Raw genomic sequence first — 14975 nt, 5'->3', positions numbered from 1 at the left:
TTGGTACGCAGCGCTCGTGGAAGCGCACAGTTTGTGAATGGGCTGTAACCGAGGCTCCGCCTGCTATTCCCAGACGAAGGCGACCTTCTTCAGCGCCCTCTGCTCGAAAATCTCGACGCCCTCGGCAACATCGCGGCCGCCGGCGCCGGCATAGAAGGCGAGCGCGTTCTGGTTGTCTTCCAGCGCCCACACCACCATGCCTTTCAGCCCGTGGTCGGCAAGCCGTGCCCGCGCCGCCTTGAACAGCCGGCTGCCAAGCCCGATGCCCTGATATTCCGGGCGCAAATAAAGCTCGTAAATCTCGCCCTGCTGGCGAAGCTCGCGGGCGCGGTTCTTGCCGATCGTGGCGTAACCGGCAATGGTGCCGCCGATCTCGACCACCAGCACGGTGGCGGCGCGGCGAATCGCATTCGCCCACCAGTCGGCGCCGCGGCGGTTGATCATCGAGGTCAGCGAGCGATGCGGGATGATGCCGGAATAGGCGCCCTCCCAGGCCTGCTGATGCACGTCGGCAATGGCGCCAGCGTCGCGCGGTTCGGCTTTCCTGATGTCGATGCTCAGCGTATTCATGATTTGTTAACCATAAACCCGCATCGGCCATTTGCAAGAGTCGAGGCCGGCCCGCCAACCGCTTTCTCACAGCCAATCACGACACCTGCTGACATCGGGCAAAGCCTGCTTGAAAACGCACTCAGCCGAGGCGGTCAGGCGTCTGGCTGAGCAGCGATTGCAGGCGGGCCTTCAGATTTCGACGAGATGATCGTCGAGCTCATTGGCGTCGCCCGACGTCACCGGGAAATGCTCGGCCAGCACCGCGCCAACCTGCCCGATCGCCTTGACGAAGCCGTCGGCGAGCCGGTCGTCGCCGGCATGCTGTGTGAGGTCGCGGATAACGCCGTCCCAGACATGCTGGCCGACCTTGCTGTTGATGCCAGAGTCGGCGACCACTTCGGCATAGCGCTCGGCGATCGACACGAACACCAGCACGCCGGTGCGCGCCGTGGTGCGATGGACATTGCGGGCGAGGAATTGCCGGAGCGCATTGTCATGCGCTGCCTTATAGCGCTGACGGCGCGGCACCAGATGAATGCGCAAGGCGGGCAGCGCCCACAACAAAATGAGCACCGATGCCAGTGCCAGAAGCTGCGCGAGCACGAAAAGCGGCAGCCGGATCGACAGCCACCAGGCTTCCAGCCCATAGGCGACGACGAGGCTGACGATCAGCATTCCGATCGTCGCCATGAATGCGGCGGTAAAGAAATAGCCGTCGCTGGCATGCGCGACGACGCAGTAGATCTCGCCGTCGGTTTTCGATTCGGCGGCGCGGATCGCGGTGGCGATGCGCTCATGGTCCTGCGGGCTGATCGGTCGTGTTGCCATGTCTCTCACCAGCTCCCTGAAGACCCGCCACCGCCGGACGAACCGCCGCCGCCTGAAAACCCGCCGCCGCCGCTCGAGCCCGACGACCAGCTGCTGCCCGAACTTCCTGATGACCAACCACTGCCCGAGGACCAGCCCGAGGACGAATTCGTTGTCCAGCTGCTGCCTGAGGACGACCCGCTCGGCCCCTGGCCATAGCGAAAGGTCATACCCAGCCATTTATACACGCCCGGCGACAGCTTGGTGCCGAAGATCGGCGGCAGGAATGCCATCGCCAGGCCGCCGAAGAACATCGTCCCCCACAGGATCAGGAAGATCGCGACGATGGGATCGATCGGCATGCTGTGGTCGGCCGGGTTGCGCTTGCCGCGCGCTTCCAGCTCTTCCGGATTGCCTTCCAGTACCATGACCATGTCATCCACGGCTCTGGAAATACCGCCGGAGAAATCGCCGGCGCGGAAGGCCGGCACCATATCGTTTTCGATGATCAGCTTGGTGTGCAGATCGGTCAGCGTGCCTTCCAGCCCATAGCCGACCTCGATGCGCATCTTGTGGTCGTTCTTGGCCACCAGCAAAAGCACGCCATTGTTCTCGCCGGCCTGGCCGAGCTTCCAGAAGCGGAACAGCCGGTTGGCGTAGGGTTCGATCTCCTCGCCGTCGAGGCTGTTGATGGTGGCGACGACGATTTGGTCGGACCCTTTTGTCTCGAAATCCGCCAGTTTCTGGGTCAGAGCCGCCTTGGTCGCCGCGTCGATGATATCGGCATTGTCGACGACACGGCCGGTGAGTGCAGGCAACTCCGCGGCAAAGGCGGCGAACAGCATTGCGATCATCGCCAACAAGGCGATGCCGATGGTCGCTGCTGCGCGGCCGGGTTCTGGCGGATTGAAGGCGCGTCCTGTCATGCGGTCACCGGCTTCCCCTCACGTGCCATGACTGTCCTCGATCACCGTGATCATGTCGTCGACGGCTTTGGAAATGCCGCCGGAGAAGTCGCCGGCGCGGAAGGCCGGCACCATGTCGTCTTCAATGATCCGTGTGGCATGCTGGTTGGTCAACGCGCCCTCCAGCCCATAGCCGACCTCGATGCGCATCTTGCGGTCGCCCCTGGCCACCAGCAGAAGCACGCCATTGTTCTTGTCGGCCTGGCCGAGCTTCCAGAAATTGAACAGCCGGGTGGCGTAGGGTTCGATTTCTTCGCCGTCGAGACTTGGAATCGTCGCGACGACGATCTGGTCGGAGCCTTTGGTCTCGAAATCCGCCAGCTTCTGCGTCAGTGTCGCCTCGGTCGCGGCATCGATCATGTCGGCATTGTCGACGACGCGCCCAGTGAGTGCAGGTAGGTCCGCCGCCAGCGCGGCAAAGCCGACAACCAACACCGCCAGGCCCAGCAAAACAGCGCCGGTCATCGTGACGAGGCGGCCATGCCAGGAATTGATGCTTCGTGCGGTCATCTCGTCACCAGCTCCCCGACGAGCCGCCGCCGCCGGACGAACCGCCACCGCCGGAAAAGCCGCCGCCACCGCTTGAGCCCGACGACCAGCCGCCACCGCCCGAAGACCAGCCGCTGCTGGATGACCGCCGGCTCGGCTCGAATGTCATGCCCAGCCAGCGGTAGCGGCCGGGACCGAGTTTCTTGCCGAAGATCGGCGGCAGGATGGAGGCCGCCATGCTGCCGAAGAAGATGACCGCCCAGATGGTTATGAAGACGCCAAAGAACAGATTGTCCATGTCGACGGGCGGCTGCTCATTGCGCTTGCCGCGCGCCTCCAGTTCCTCCGGATTGCCTTCCAGCACCATCACCATGTCGTCGACGGCTTTGGAAATGCCGCCGGAGAAATCGCCGGCGCGGAAGGCCGGCACCATGTCGTTTTCGATGATCAGCTTGGTGTGCAGGTCGGTCAGCGTGCCTTCCAGCCCGTAGCCGACCTCGATGCGCATCTTGCGGTCGTTCGGCGCCACCAGAAGCAGCACACCGTTGTTTTCCTTGGCCTGACCAAGCTTCCAGAAGCGGAACAGCCGGTTGGCGTAAGGCTCAATCTCCTCGCCATCGAGACTGGGTATGGTGGCGACGACGATCTGGTCGGAGCCTTTGGCCTCGAAGTCGGCAAGTTTTTGGGTGAGCGCGGCTCTGGTGCCTGCATCGATGATGCCGGCATTGTCGACGACGCGGCCGGTCAGTGCGGGGAGATCGGCGGCGAAGGCGGTGAGGGGCAGGAAGAAGAAGGCGAGCAAGACGCCGACGAAGGCGCTCCGGCACACGCCCCTCTGGCCTGCCGGCCATCTCCCCCGCAAGGGGGGAGATTGGCTGTCATCACCGGCAGCTACCCTTCTGCCCCGTCGAAAATTGGCGAAAGCAGCAAAACTGCTGATCTCCCCCCTTGCGGGGGAGATGTCCGGCAGGACAGAGGGGGGTGTGAAGGAGCGCAAGGCTGGCAAGGACCAGGCCCACCAACCGTTCTTTCACCCGCCCTGCTTCGTGCCGAAATCGACCTTCGGCGGCTGCATCTTGTCTTCATCGACGGTGAAGTTGGCGTAGGGCTCGTTGCTGCGGAACCAGAAGGTCGCCCACAGCACCGAGGGGAAGGTCTTCAGTGTCAGATTGTAATCCTTGACCGCAAGGATGTAGTCGCGCCGCGCCACCGCGATGCGGTTTTCGGTGCCTTCGAGTTGCGCCTGCAGCGCCAGGAAATTCTGGTTGGCCTTCAGGTCGGGATAGGCCTCGGACACCGCGATCAGCCGCGACAGTGCGCCGGTCAGCCCTGCCTGGGCATCCTGGAACTTCTTGAGGGCTTCGGGATCCTTCAGCGTTTCCGGCGTCACCGTGATCTGCGTCGCCTTGGCGCGCGCCTCGACCACCGCGTCGAGCGTGTCCTTTTCATGCGCCGCATAGCCCTTGACCGTCTCGACCAGGTTGGGGATCAGGTCGGAGCGGCGCTGATACTGGTTCAGCACCTCGCTCCACGCCGCCTTGGCGTTTTCCTCCGCCGTCGGGATGGTGTTGTAACCGCAGCCGGCAAGCAGCGGCAACACGATGGCCATCATCAGCACGGCCGGCAGGTTGCGGACGGGGAAAGCAAGGCGCTGGGCAAACATGGTGTGGTCCCTCGACAGAAAGTTGCATGCGAAGCATTAGCACAATCCGCGCTCAAGAAAATGTCTGCGGCTGGCGCCCACTCATGCGCTCGCCAGGCCCTGTGATTGACCGCGCGAACGCGATATGGTCGCCGTGAAACAGGACAGGATCATGGCGGAACGCCACGACGAAGACAGCGAATCGCGCCGCATTCTCGAGCGCGTGGCGAACGAGGGCGGCCTCGGCGGCGCGTCGTTGGTGTCGCGGGTCGCGAAAAGCGCGCGCGATCACGTCACCGCCGCCGAGGCCGACCGCTCCGACCCGATCGAGGTGTGGGGCACCCGCATCGGCCGCGCACTTGGCCTCATCATCGCCCTCGGCCTGTTGATCTGGCTCGTCTACTACGTCTCCCGGGGCAGCTAGGAATTCCATGAACAGCGAAAAGTCAGACGCGCCGCGCGCGGTCATCGTCATTTCCAGCCATGTCGCTCGCGGCTCGGTCGGCAACCGCGCCGCCGTGTTTGCGCTGGAGACGCTGGGCTTTCCGGTGTGGGCGGTGCCGACGGTCACCTTGCCCTGGCATCCCGGCCACGGCAGGGCGACGCGCATCGTGCCGCCGCTCGACCAGTTCAAGGCGCTGATGGCCGATCTCGAACGCGCGCCATGGTTAGGCGAGGTCGGCGCCGTGCTGTCGGGCTATCTCGGCGAAGCCGGCCAGGCCGAGGCCGTCGCCTCGCTGGTTGCGGCGGTCAAGGCGAAGACGCCGGACGCGGTCTATATATGCGACCCGGTAATGGGCGATTCCGGCGGGCTGTACGTGCCCGAGCCGACGGCCGCTGCCATGCGCGACCGGCTGATGCCGATCGCCGACATCGCCACCCCCAACCGCTACGAGCTGGAATGGATGGCAGGCGCGCCTCTGCCCGACCTGAAATCGGTCATCGCAGCCGCGCTTCATGCCGGACCGCGCACCATGCTGGTGACGTCGGCGCCGTCGATGATGACCGGCGGCACCGGCAATCTGCTGCTCGACGCCAGCCAGGCGCTGCTGGCCGAGCACCGCCTGATCGACAAGCCACCGAACGGGCTGGGTGATTTGACGGCAGCCGTCTATCTCGCCCGCATCCTGTCGGGACAGCCGCCGATCAAGGCGCTGCAGTCGACCACGGCCGCGGTCTACGAGATCCTGGCGCGCACAGCCAAACGCGGCGGCGACGAACTGCAGCTCGAAACCGACGCGCAAAGCCTGTCGCACCCGATGGCGATGGTCCAGCTGCGCCATCTCACACACCCAGGGCGGGACCGCCGGGCGTGACATCCCTGGCCGGCGTCGACGGCTGCAAGGCAGGCTGGATAGCCGTCTGCCGCGATCTGGATGCCGCGCCCTCAGTCAGCGTCTTTCCTACCTTCGCGGCCCTGCTCGACGCCTTGCCTGGCCATGCGACAATAGCCGTCGACATGCCGATCGGCCTGCCGGATTTTTCGCAGAAAGGCGGTCGCGGGCCGGAAGCGCTGGTGCGGCCGCTGCTGGGACAACGCCAGTCAAGTGTTTTCGCTATCCCTTCCCGCGCGGCCCTTTACGCCGACACCAGCGACTTCACCACGATCGAAGCCTGGTATGCAGCGCATCGCCGCGCCAGCGAGGTGGCCAAGGCGACCTCTGATCCGCCGCGCGGCGTCTCGATCCAGGCCTTCGGCATCTTTTCCAAGATCCGCGAGATCGACGCGCTGCTGATCGCGCGCCCCGAACTGCGCGGCCGCGTCTTCGAATCGCATCCGGAAGTCGCCTTCTGCCGGCTGAATGGCGAAAAGCCGATGTCGCTGCCTAAGAAGATCAAGGGCGCCGTCAATCCGGCCGGCATGGAAGAGCGCAAGGCGCTGCTCAGCCGCCACGGCTATGAAAGAGCCTTTCTCGACCAGCCGCCGCCGAAAGGTGCTGCCGCTGACGATTTCCTCGATGCGGCAGCCATGATGCTGATTGCCGCCCGCATTGCCCGCAGCGACGCGAAGCCGTTTCCCGACCCGCCACTCGCCGACCGCTTCGGCATTCCCGTCGCCATCTGGGCGTGAGGCAAGCCTTGAGCCATGCGTGCAGCATGGCCATTTGCGACGGAGCCATCCGCAATTCGGCATTGCCCACGACCGACTTTTGCCGTTAGAGGCTTTCTCAACTGAAAACGAGCTGCCGTCTCCAACCCGGAAAGGCTCCGTCCGCCGCCCATGCCCCACCTCCCCGACCACCTCCTCGCCGGCTATCGCAACTTCATGAATGGCCGCTATCTCACCGAGAGCGGACGCTATCGCGAGCTCGCCCGTGAGGGGCAGGCGCCCGAAACCATGATCGTTGCCTGCTGCGATTCCCGCTCCGCGCCCGAGGCGATCTTCGACGCCGGCCCCGGCGAACTCTTCGTGCTGCGCAATGTCGGCAATCTGGTGCCGCCCTATGCGCCGGACGGCGAATTCCACTCGACCTCCGCCGCGCTCGAATTCGCGGTGCAGAGCCTGAAGGTGAAGAACATCGTTGTGATGGGTCATGGCCGCTGCGGCGGCATCCGTGCCGCGCTCGACCCCAATTCGGCGCCGCTCTCGCCCGGCGACTTCATCGGCAAATGGATGAGCCTGATCGCGCCGGCGGCCGAAACCGTGTCGTCCAGCACCTTCATGACGGCGACGGAACGGCAGACGGCGCTGGAGCGCATCTCCATCCGCTATTCGATTGCCAATCTCAGGACCTTCCCTTGCGTCTCGATCCTCGAAGGCAAGGGGCGGCTGGCATTGCACGGCGCCTGGTTCGACATTTCGACCGGCGAACTCTGGGTGATGAACAAGGACACCGGCGACTTCGAGCGGCCGGATTTGGGGTAGGAGGGGCAGTCATGCGGGATCGCCATTCGATCGTTTTCGCCGTGGCGGCGCTGCTCTTCTCGCTCACCCCTGCCCTCGCCGATGACGGCGCCGTCATCGATCGCTGGTATTCCGCGCTGCTGGTCGCCGACCGGACCGAATTGTCGGACCTGCTCGCCGACGATGTCCGCATAAAACTCGACGATCTCGGCGTCGTGCAGTCGAAACAGGAATTCATCGCCTCGATCGACGAATGGAAGGGCGCGGTTGCCGGCGCCGCAATTCGCCATCGCATCGAAAAGCGCGAGGCCGGTGTCACCACTGTCATCGCCTGCTATGATTTTCCCAACAACGACATGCTGATGCAGGAGACGTTTGCCGTCACCGGCAACCGCATCACCGCCAGTTCGCAAGCAGCGATCGCGGAAAATTGCGACGGCTTCCGACCAGATCCTGAATGACCGTGCGGTTGCGCCGGGCGAGGCATCGCCCTACATCGGTCACCAGCCCACCCGCTCGCCAATCATCGAAAGATCCCCTATGCCGTCCACGAAAACCGTCGACCTCGCCGCCCATCCGCTGACCAAATGGCAAGGACCGCTCAGCCTGCCGGATTTCACCAACATCGGCGACGGCGATTTCTCAGCGGTATTCGACGCAGCGCTGAAGGCGCATGAGGCCGAGATCGACGCCATCGCCGGCAACAAGGATGCGCCGACCATCGACAACACGCTGGCAGCGCTTGAACTTGCCGGCGAGCCGCTGGACCATGTTTCGTCGATCTTCTGGTGCCGGGCCGGCGCCCACACCAACGATCAGATCCAGGCGTTGGAGCGCGAGATTTCGCCAAAGATGTCGAGGCATTTCTCGGCGATCTCGATGAACGAGAAATTGTTTGCCCGCATCGACGATCTATACCAGCGCCGCGAATCTCTGAAGCTGGATGCCGAGACGCTGCGGGTGCTGGAAAAGACCTGGAAAGGCTTTGTCCGCTCCGGCGCCAAGCTCGATGCCGACGGCAAGAAGCGGCTAGCCAACATCAGCGAGGAACTGTCCTCGCTTGGCACCACCTTCGGTCAGAACGTGCTGGCCGACGAGCGCGACTGGGCGCTGTTCCTCGATGAGGCCGACCTTGCCGGCCTGCCGGACTTTGTGAAGAGCTCGATGGCCGAGGCCGCCGAGACGCGCGGCCAGAAAGGCCGTTACGCCGTCACGCTGTCGCGCTCGATCTATGAGCCGTTCACCACCTTCTCCGAGCGCCGCGACCTGCGCGAAACAGCTTTCCGCGCCTTCACCATGCGCGGGCAGAATGGCGGCGCCAGCGACAACACCGCAGTCGTGCGCGACATGCTGAAATTGCGCGCCGAAAAGGCCAAGCTGCTCGGCTATGGCTCCTTCGCCGCGCTGAAGCTCGACGACACCATGGCCAAGACGCCGAAGGCGGTGCACGATTTGCTCGACCCCGTCTGGGAAAAGGCGCTGGAGAAGGCGGCAGCCGACCAGAAGGAACTGGAACGGCTGGCAACAGAGGCCGGCAGCAACGAGAAATTCGCCGCCTGGGATTGGCGCTATTACCAGGAGAAGTTGCGCACGGAAAAATTTGCCTTCGACGAGGCGGAGCTGAAGCCATACCTGCAGCTCGACCGCGTCATCGACGCCTGCTTCGACGTTGCGACCAAACTGTTCGGCATCACCTTCGAGGAGAAGAAGGGCATCGCCGCCTGGCATCCCGACGCCCGCACCTTCGTGGTGAAGAACGCCGATGGCAGCGAACGCGGCCTGTTCCTCGCCGACTATTTCGCCCGCTCCTCAAAGCGCTCGGGCGCCTGGATGAGCGCGCTGAAATCCGGCTACAAGCTTGGCGATGGCTCGAAGCCGGTGATCTACAACATCATGAATTTCGCCAAGCCGCCGGTTGGCGAGGCTGCCCTGCTGTCGGTCGATGAGGCCAAGACCCTGTTCCACGAGTTCGGCCATGCGCTGCACGGCATGCTGACCGACGTCACCTGGCCGTCGGTGGCGGGCACGTCGGTCAGCCGCGATTTCGTCGAACTGCCCTCGCAGCTCTACGAGCACTGGCTGACGGTGCCGGCGGTGCTGGAAAAGCATGCGCTGCATGTGAAGACCGGCAAGCCTATTCCGAAGGCGCTGCTCGACAAGATGCTGGCCGCCCGCACCTTCGGCGCCGGCTTCGCCACGGTCGAATTCACGGCTTCAGCGCTCATCGACATGGCCTATCACGCGCGCTCCGATGCGCCGGCTGAGCCGCTTCAGTTCGAAGCCGATACGCTTGACAAGCTACATATGCCCGACACCATCGCCATGCGCCACCGCACCCCGCATTTCGGCCATGTCTTCTCCGGCGACGGTTATTCAGCCGGCTACTATTCCTACATGTGGTCGGAAGTGCTCGACGCCGACGCCTTCGCCGCCTTCGAGGAAACCGGCGACCCCTTCAACCCGGCGCTGGCCGAACGGCTGCGCAAGAACATTTATGCTGCCGGCGGCTCGAAGGATCCGGAAGAGCTGTACACCGCGTTCCGCGGCAAGATGCCGTCGCCGGAAGCGATGATGGTGAAAAGAGGGTTGGTGTAGCGCCAGCTAATCTCCCCCCTTGAGGGGGAGATGGCCGCAAAGCGGCCAGAGGGGGTCGGCCCGACCGGACGCGACCCTTATCTTCAGCGCAGGAAGGCTAGCGCTTCACGCGCGAGGACCCCTTCTGTCGCCTTTGGCGACATCTCCCCCTCAAGGGGGGAGATTACACCGCCCAAGGATCCATCACCCTAGGCCAAACCGGCCGCTTCAGCTTCTTGTAATCCGTCGCCGCCGGGTTGCTCGGATACGAACTCGGCGCTGAGACATAGATGATCTCCGCCGCGATCGGTTCGAAGCCGGCGTAGAAATGGTTGGTCGACTTGACCAAGAGAATGTCCTTCGACATCGGGTCGACACCGATGTTGGAAAAAATGTCCGGCTCGAAGGTCTGCGTGCGGTTGGTGTTGAGGATGATGTCGACCTCCGTGCCGTCGATACGCACCAGCGCCGTCGGCCCAAGCGTCACCCGGCTCGGCCCGAAACTCTGCCAGCCCTCGGCAACCGCCTTCAGCACCTTGACGCGCGCATCGATCGGTTCGCCGGCCAGCGGCCCAGCCTTGCCGCCGAAGCGCAGATCAATGACGGCGCCCTCGCCGGCCGCCTGGCAAAAGGTGACGGCGATCGGATCCCAGATCGTCGCCACACCGACATTGTTCAAACCACGTTCGAGCATCGCGCGCAGCACCACGGTGCCGTCGCCGGCGACGCCGCCGCCCGGATTGTCCCAGATATCGGCGATGACGGCCGGCTTGTTCGAATTTTCCTTGCGCACGGCAAGCGCCCGATCAATGCCATCCTCGGTGTTCAGCATCGTCATCGCCGTCTTCTCGCGCATGGCGTAGAGCTCACGCCCCAGCCTTTCCGCCAGCACATCGCCCTTGGCCTTGTCATTGTCGGTGACGACCAGGATGCGGGTACCCATTTCCGGTACATCGGCGGCCATGAAGCCATGGATGACCGACACAGACAGCACGCCGTCCTTGCCGTGCAGCGCCTTGATGCGGTCGACGAAGGAGCGCATCGGCTCGCGGCTGGTCGGCAGCACCTGGATCATGCGGCAGTCGAAGGTCGAGATCACGGGCTTGATCTCGCCGCGTGCCGCCGCGAGCCCCAACTCAACGACATGCTCACCGCGTTCGTAAAAATCGGTGTGCGGGAACTCGAGGAAGTAGGCCATGATGTTGGAGGCCGCCACGCGCTTCGGCGTCAAATGGCTGTGCGGGTCGAGCTCCACCGCGACCACTACATCCGGCCCGACCATTGCGCGAACCCGCTCGAGCAGGTCACCTTCGCAATCGTCATAGCCTTGCGCCACCATGGCGCCGTGCAGGCCGAGAATGACGGCATCGACCGGCAAGGCTGCCCGCAACTGGCCGAGGATCTCGTCGCGCAGCGCTTCATAGGTCTGCCGCTGCACCAACCCGCCCGGCTCCGCCCAGGTGGCGGTGCCTTCGATGACGGTCAGCCCATCCTTGGCTGCACGCCGGCGCAACGCGACCATTGGCGAGGAACACAAGGTCGGCGTGTCCGGATGCTTGCCCGGGCCGGCATAGAAGGCCATCTCGAACGAGGCCCGGTCGGTCGGCACCGGCGAGAAGGTGTTGGTTTCCGTCGCCAGCGAGGCGGTGAAGATGCGCATGAAAACTCCGTAGAGACGCTATTTGACCGCCCCGAGCGCCAGCCCCCGGACGAGATAGCGCTGCAGCCAGATGAACAGGATCGCCACCGGCAAGGTCGCCAGCAGCGTCGCCGCCATCACATGGTGCCATTCGATTGTGTAGCGGCCGGCGACCAGCGAAAACACCTGGATCGGCAGCGTATAGCTTTCCTGGCTGCGCAGCATGGTGAGCGCGACGACGAACTCGTTCCAGGCGTTGATGAAGGTGAAGATGGCGGTGACCGCGATTGCCGGCAGGCAGAGCGGCAGGAACACTTTGCGCAAGGTCAGCCAGCGGCCGGCGCCCTCCATCCAGGCGGCCTCTTCGAGATCGCGCGGGATGGTGTCGAAGTAGCTCTGCAGCATCCACACGGTGAAGGCGACGTTGAAGGCCATGTAGATGACGCCGAGCGCCGTGGTCGATTCGATCAGCCCCCAGGCGGCCATCAGTCGGAACAGGCCGAGCACCAGCACGATCGGCGAGATCATCTGCGAGATCAGCAGGAACTGGCGGATGGCGCCATAGCCGGCAAAGCGAAACCGCGACATGGCATAGGCGGCCGGCACCGAGATCAGGATGGCGCCGGCCGTGGCGATGACCGAGACATAGAGCGAATTGGCCAGCGCCTGGCCGAAGCCGGTCGCCACCCACATGTCGGCAAAATTCGACCAGCGGAATTCACTCGGCCACCAGGTTGGCGACAGCACCTCCTGCCTTGGCTTGACCGCGGTCAGGAACATCACGGCGAAGGGAAAGATCGTCACTACCAGCAGCGGCGAAAGCAGCAGCCAGGCAATGATCGTGCGTTTCAGCTTTGGCGTCATGCGCGTTGCTCCCGCATGGCCAGCCGCACATAGATCATGGTGAAGATCAAGAGGATGGCGAACATCAGCAGCGACACCGCCGAGGCCTCTCCCAGTTTGCCGATGCGGAAGGCCAGTTTGTAGAGATGGGTGACCAATATGTCGGTGGAATTGGCCGGCCCGCCTTGCGTCATCACCCAGATGATCGGGAAGGAATTGAAGACGTAGATGGTGTTGAGCACGATGGCGATGTTGATGAACGGTTTTAAGAGCGGAAAGGTGATCTCGCGGAACTGCTGCAGCGGCGTCGCCCCTTCGAGCGCCGCAGCCTCATAGAGGTCGTCGGGGATAGACGACAGGCCGCCGAGGAAGATCGTCGTCGTGAACGGTACCGTCACCAGAATGCCGATCAGCACCTGCATCGGAAAGGCCGTCTCGGCGCGCGCCAGCCACTGGATGTTCTCATGGATCAGGCCGAGCCCGATCAGCGCCGAGTTTAGCATGCCGCTTTCGCCGTTGAGCGCCCAGCGCCAGACCACCGCCGTCATCGTCAGTGACACCGCCCAGGGCAGCATGATGATGACACGGGCGATGCCGCGGCCATAGAAATCGGTGTTGAGGATCATCGCCACCGGCATCGAAAAAAGCAGCGCGCCGCCGACAACCAGCAGCGTCCACAGGCCGGTGCGCCACAGTGCTGCCAGGAAATCGGGATCGGCGAGGAAGGCGGCGTAATTGGCGAAATTGTTGAAGTCGCGCAGTTGGCCGAAGCGGCTGACATCATGCGTCGAAATCTGGATCAGGTCCCAGACCGGCCAAAAGATGACGACCGCCGCCAGCAGCAGGCTGGGCAAGGTCAGCAGATAGGGCAAGAAGCGGTTTTGCATCGGCCGGTTTTGTACCGTGGTTCAGTGGCGCTGGCACGCCAGCTGGGGTCAATCTTGCATATCGGTCTGGAGCAGCGCTGCGGAAGAAGGCCTTTCCTCTCCCCCGTCGATCGGGGGAGAGGTGTCGAGCGAAGCTCGACGGAGTGGGGGTCGACCCTTGGGCGCAGGGCGAGGCGATGTTTGCGCCTAGTGCAATTCCTATGTCCGTTCGCGGCGGTTGCCAGGTGGTTCCCCCACTCCGTCTCGGCTGCGCCGAGCCACCTCTCCCCCCTCCGGAGGGAGAGGAAAGGGTGGCGCGCCCCGATCTCTAGGGGCGCGCCGGGCGCAGGGAGATACGCCCTATTTCTTCAGCACCGCGTTGGCCTTATCAGCCGCTTCCTTCAAGCCTGCCTCCGGGTCGCCGCCAAGATAGATCTTCTGCATCGCATCCGACGTGATCTGGGCGACTTCTTCCCAGCCCGGGATAACCGGCGCGAAGCGAGCGTCGGGCAGAAGTGCTGTGAACGCGGCCAGATCGGCGTTGTTGACGTAATAGTCCATCTTGGCCTCTTCCTTGTTCACCGGCAGGAAGCCTTCGCCTTGCGTGAACTTGGCGCGCTGTTCGGTGGTGAACAGGAAGTCGAGCAGCTTCCAGGCCTCATCCTTGTTCTTGGAATTCTTGAACATGATGATGGAATCGGTGACGCCGTAGGTGCCGCGCGCACCGCTCGGGCCGGCCGGAATGGCGGCCACGCCATATTTCAGGTTCGGCGCCTCGTCCTTGATCTGGTTGGACAGGAAGGGTGCGGTGATCATCATGCCGACCTTGCCCTGCTTGAACAGGTTCTGCACGTCTTCGCGGTTGTTGGAGGTGACGCCCGGCTCGGTCAGGCCCTCGTCTATCATCGATTTGTAGAGCTTGGCGGCTTCGAGCGCGCCAGGCGTGCCTAGGCCCGACGTGCCATCCTTGTTCAGGATCTCGGTGCCTTGCGACCACATCGCGTAGTAGTAATAGACGTCGGTCTCGATCTCCTTGCCCTGCAGGCCGAAGCCGAACGTGCCGGTGCCCAGCGCCTTGATCTTGCGTGCATCTTCCTGCAGCTCTGTCCACGTTGCCGGCGGGTTGGCGATGCCGGCCTTCTCGAACAATTCCTTGTTGTAGTACATCGCCCGCGCCGAAGCGGCGATCGGCAGGCCGTAGGTCTTGCCGTCCATGATAGAGGGCGACAGGAAGGTGTCGATGAAGCGGTCCTTGAAGTCAGGCTTGATGTAGCCGTCGAGCGGCTCGGCGACATCCTGCTGGACGAAATCGATCAGCCAGCGCGTGCCGATGATCGACAGATCCGCATTGGTGCCGGCCGTGATGTCGGTGGTCAGCTTCTGCAGCAGCACGTCCCACGGCACCACTTCGAACTTGACGGTGATGCCCGGATTGGCGGCCTCGAATTCCTTCTTCACCGCCTCGAAATATGGCCCGGTCTTGGCGCTGTATTCGGCGACGGTGACGCGCACTTCGCCGGCGTCTGCTTGCGCCGTCAGCGCCAGCATGCTCATTCCGGCCATCAGGCCGACAGTCCATTTCGCAAGCGTCATATGATCTCTCCCATTTGGTGCGCGCCTGCGCTCTTGCGGCTTTCAGGCGGCACAAGCTTTATGTGACTTTCCTACATTATCCATCATTTCGCACTGCGCAAGCGGATTATTCTGTTGCTTAATTACATTTCTTAAAATAGCGTTTTGCGACTATCGTAGA

General features: G+C 63.5%; 15 protein-coding genes and 1 pseudogene. 6 read left to right on the top strand and 10 right to left on the bottom strand.

Annotated features, from left to right (window positions below; translation table 11 throughout):
- Positions 1-63: 63 nt before the first annotated feature.
- From AC1DZ8_RS06335 to AC1DZ8_RS06310, 6 genes and pseudogenes are all read right to left on the bottom strand, one after another.
- The gene (locus AC1DZ8_RS06335; RefSeq protein WP_142869081.1) at positions 64-570 is read right to left on the bottom strand and encodes a GNAT family N-acetyltransferase; all 507 of its coding nucleotides are present in this window, start codon (positions 568-570) and stop codon (positions 64-66) included.
- Positions 571-741: 171 nt separating this feature from the next.
- A complete protein-coding gene (locus AC1DZ8_RS06330) occupies positions 742-1380 on the bottom strand; it encodes a TPM domain-containing protein (protein ID WP_477310417.1) in 639 nt (212 codons plus the stop codon).
- A gap of 5 nt (positions 1381-1385) precedes the next feature.
- Positions 1386-2285: a TPM domain-containing protein gene (locus AC1DZ8_RS06325; protein ID WP_477310415.1), complete on the bottom strand. Its 900-nt coding sequence runs from the start codon at positions 2283-2285 to the stop codon at positions 1386-1388.
- Positions 2286-2321: 36 nt separating this feature from the next.
- Positions 2322-2789 (bottom strand): annotated as a pseudogene (locus AC1DZ8_RS06320) (TPM domain-containing protein); the annotation flags it as partial.
- 49 nt (positions 2790-2838) lie between these two features.
- The gene (locus AC1DZ8_RS06315; protein ID WP_477310413.1) at positions 2839-3642 is read right to left on the bottom strand and encodes a TPM domain-containing protein; all 804 of its coding nucleotides are present in this window, start codon (positions 3640-3642) and stop codon (positions 2839-2841) included.
- A 201-nt stretch (positions 3643-3843) separates the two neighbouring features.
- Positions 3844-4476, bottom strand: a complete 633-nt coding sequence (locus AC1DZ8_RS06310; RefSeq protein WP_477310411.1) for a LemA family protein — start codon at positions 4474-4476, stop codon at positions 3844-3846.
- A gap of 151 nt (positions 4477-4627) precedes the next feature.
- On the opposite strand from AC1DZ8_RS06310, the gene AC1DZ8_RS06305 reads away from it, so the two are divergent.
- The 6 genes from AC1DZ8_RS06305 to AC1DZ8_RS06280 all read left to right on the top strand — a co-directional run bounded on the left by AC1DZ8_RS06305 (position 4628) and on the right by AC1DZ8_RS06280 (position 9895).
- Positions 4628-4879: a hypothetical protein gene (locus AC1DZ8_RS06305; RefSeq protein ID WP_477310409.1), complete on the top strand. Its 252-nt coding sequence runs from the start codon at positions 4628-4630 to the stop codon at positions 4877-4879.
- 7 nt (positions 4880-4886) lie between these two features.
- Positions 4887-5771 (top strand): pyridoxal kinase PdxY, encoded by an 885-nt coding sequence (pdxY, locus tag AC1DZ8_RS06300; protein ID WP_477310407.1) that lies wholly within the window; start codon positions 4887-4889, stop codon positions 5769-5771.
- Positions 5768-6526: a DUF429 domain-containing protein gene (locus tag AC1DZ8_RS06295; protein WP_477310405.1), complete on the top strand. Its 759-nt coding sequence runs from the start codon at positions 5768-5770 to the stop codon at positions 6524-6526. Before pdxY ends, AC1DZ8_RS06295 begins: the two co-directional genes overlap by 4 nt.
- A gap of 150 nt (positions 6527-6676) precedes the next feature.
- Complete coding sequence (locus AC1DZ8_RS06290) at positions 6677-7321, top strand: carbonic anhydrase (RefSeq protein WP_477310403.1); 645 nt, start codon at positions 6677-6679, stop codon at positions 7319-7321.
- 11 nt (positions 7322-7332) lie between these two features.
- Positions 7333-7761, top strand: coding sequence for a nuclear transport factor 2 family protein (locus AC1DZ8_RS06285; protein WP_477310401.1), 429 nt, complete (start codon positions 7333-7335; stop codon positions 7759-7761).
- 79 nt (positions 7762-7840) lie between these two features.
- The gene (locus AC1DZ8_RS06280) at positions 7841-9895 is read left to right on the top strand and encodes a M3 family metallopeptidase (protein WP_477310399.1); all 2055 of its coding nucleotides are present in this window, start codon (positions 7841-7843) and stop codon (positions 9893-9895) included.
- 163 nt (positions 9896-10058) lie between these two features.
- Here AC1DZ8_RS06280 and AC1DZ8_RS06275 read toward each other — a convergent pair whose 3' ends face one another.
- The 4 genes from AC1DZ8_RS06275 to AC1DZ8_RS06260 form a co-directional block, all read right to left on the bottom strand.
- Entirely contained in the window at positions 10059-11534 is a 1476-nt protein-coding gene (locus tag AC1DZ8_RS06275) for a M81 family metallopeptidase (protein WP_477310397.1), read from the bottom strand.
- An 18-nt stretch (positions 11535-11552) separates the two neighbouring features.
- Positions 11553-12377 (bottom strand): carbohydrate ABC transporter permease, encoded by an 825-nt coding sequence (locus tag AC1DZ8_RS06270; protein WP_477310395.1) that lies wholly within the window; start codon positions 12375-12377, stop codon positions 11553-11555.
- Positions 12374-13243, bottom strand: coding sequence for a carbohydrate ABC transporter permease (locus tag AC1DZ8_RS06265; RefSeq protein ID WP_477310393.1), 870 nt, complete (start codon positions 13241-13243; stop codon positions 12374-12376). Before AC1DZ8_RS06265 ends, AC1DZ8_RS06270 begins: the two co-directional genes overlap by 4 nt.
- A gap of 339 nt (positions 13244-13582) precedes the next feature.
- Positions 13583-14815, bottom strand: coding sequence for an ABC transporter substrate-binding protein (locus AC1DZ8_RS06260; RefSeq protein ID WP_477310391.1), 1233 nt, complete (start codon positions 14813-14815; stop codon positions 13583-13585).
- Positions 14816-14975: the final 160 nt, after the last annotated feature.

It is taken from the genome of Mesorhizobium sp. P2_F7 (assembly GCF_056403695.1).
This window is presented reverse-complemented; position numbering and strand designations above follow the sequence as displayed.